General features: G+C 66.4%; 2 protein-coding genes. Both read right to left on the bottom strand.

Going from position 1 to position 2,042, the window contains the following annotated elements:
* Window positions 1–303: 303 nt before the first annotated feature.
* Window positions 304–867 (bottom strand): chalcone isomerase family protein, encoded by a 564-nt coding sequence (locus tag D7V93_RS42275; protein WP_120648597.1) that lies wholly within the window; start codon window positions 865–867, stop codon window positions 304–306.
* A gap of 40 nt (window positions 868–907) precedes the next feature.
* Entirely contained in the window at window positions 908–1,996 is a 1,089-nt protein-coding gene (gene serC, locus D7V93_RS42270) for a 3-phosphoserine/phosphohydroxythreonine transaminase (RefSeq protein WP_120648596.1), read from the bottom strand.
* Between the last annotated feature and the right edge of the window lie 46 nt (window positions 1,997–2,042).

Here is a 2,042-nt window from a genome sequence, read left to right as displayed (position 1 = left end):
GCCCGGGACGGCTCGGGGGTGGGCTCCGCCGTCTTGCAGGCGGCGCCAAGGACACAGGAGGCAGCGAACAGGGCCAGACGCTTCACAGCGCTCTCCAACGCGAACAAGGGGTGGGTTGTCTCGGCGCGCATCAACGCCCGACCTGCCAGGGCATTCCAGCATCAACTGCACGCGAAGCGCCCTGACGCCCCGCGCTGTCCACCACTGAAGCAATGGGGCGAAGAAACGACGACGCCCCGCGGACGCCCTCCGGTGAGGAGGGACATCGCGAGGCGCCTGCCGGACTCCGGGTGAAACGGGACGTCAGTCTTCCTTGCCCAGCATCCCGTCGCGGAGGCCGTCATCCACGGGGTCCTTGCCCAGCCAGACGGAGAAGAGCGCGTCCGCGAAGTCCTTGCCCTCCACGTCGATGGCCTGACCGCCCTTGGTCTGCACGTTGGTGCCCTTGCCGGGGACGTAGGTGAGGATCAGCTCCTCGCCTTCCTTGATCTCTGCGGGGATGGCGGCCTTGAAGGTCTCCAGGCGGGCCTGGAGCTTGGGCAGGTTGGGGCCGGCGTTCTTCTTGAAGCCGTTCTCGATGGCCTCGGTGATCTGATCCTTCTTGAGGTCGCGCTTCATGAACAGGCGCACGCGCCGGATCTCATCCGCGTTGAGGATCTGCGCGGCGTCCTTCGACGGCGTCTCCACGTACAGGCCCGCGGTGTAGACCTTGAAGATGGCCTTCTTGCGCAGGCCGACGCCGTTGAGCTTGAGCTCCTTGCCATTCACCGTGGCGGTGTCCGGGTACTTCACCCCGGCGATGTCCTTGGCCATGACGGGCGCGGCGAGCGTCAGGGACAGCAGCACGGCGGTCAGCGTCTTCTTCATGGAATGCCTCCAGGTTGTTCTGCGCAATGTCGACGTGAGCCTACCCGTGCATCTTCACGAAGTGATCCATGAAGGACGTCAGCGTTTTGACGTCCTGCGGCGAAACCGCGTTGTAGAGCGACACGCGGATGCCGCCCGCGGTGCGGTGGCCCTTGAGGCCCACCATCTGCGCCTGCTTCGCCTGCGCGACAAAGGCCGCATCCAGTTCTTCCGTGGGAAGGTGGAAGACGACGTTCATCACTGAACGGGACTCGCGCTCCACGGGGGCCCGGTAGAAGCCCGCGTTGCGGTCGATGGCGCCGTACAGCGCGTCCGCCTTCTCGCGGTTGCGCTTCTCCAGCGCGGGCAGGCCGCCCAGCTCCTTCACCCACGCGAGCACGTTGCGCACCAGGTAGATGGCCAGCGTGGGGGGCGTGTTGTAGAGCGAGTGGTTCTCCGAGTGGGTCGTGTAGCGGAAGTACCTGGGGATGTCCTTGCGGCCCTTCGCGAGGAAGTCCTTCGCGGCGATGATCAGCGTGACGCCCGAAGGCCCCAGGTTCTTCTGCGCGCCCGCGTAGATGAACGCGAAGCGGCTGACGTCGGTGGGCCTCCAGATGAAGTCGGAGCTCATGTCCGCCACCAGCGGGACGTTCCCCACGTCCGGGAAGGTGTGCCACTGCGAGCCGAAGATGGTGTTGTTGCTCGTCAGGTGCACGTAGGCGGCGCGGGGATCGATCTGCAGCTCGGACTGCTTGGGGACGCGCTGGTAGCGCTTGTCCGCCTGCACGGTGGTTGCAGCGACGCGGGGCGTGCCGAAGAACTTCGCTTCGTCGAAGGCCTTCTCGCTCCAGACGCCCGTCATCAGGTAGTCGGCGGAAGCACCCGGCGACAGGAAGTTCATGGGCACCTGGGCGAACTGCTGGGACGCGCCGCCGGTGAGGAACAGGACCTCGTGCGTGGCCGGGATGCCCAGGAGCTCCGTGAGGAGCGCGATGGCCTCGTCGTGGACGCCCTCGTAGTCCTTGCCCCGGTGGCTGTGCTCCATGATGGACATGCCCGTGCCGTGGAAGTCGAGCAGCTCATCCCGGGCCCGCTCAAGGGCTGGCAGGGGCAGACCGGCGGGGCCGGCGTTGAAGTTGATGACGCGCATGGCGGGGACCTCACGGTGGGAAACGACGTCCCCCCATTCTTCCCCC

Source organism: Corallococcus llansteffanensis (assembly GCF_003612055.1).
Lineage (GTDB): Bacteria > Myxococcota > Myxococcia > Myxococcales > Myxococcaceae > Corallococcus > Corallococcus llansteffanensis.
The sequence above is the reverse complement of the archived record's forward strand: the minus strand, read 5'-3'. Positions and strand labels throughout refer to the sequence as shown.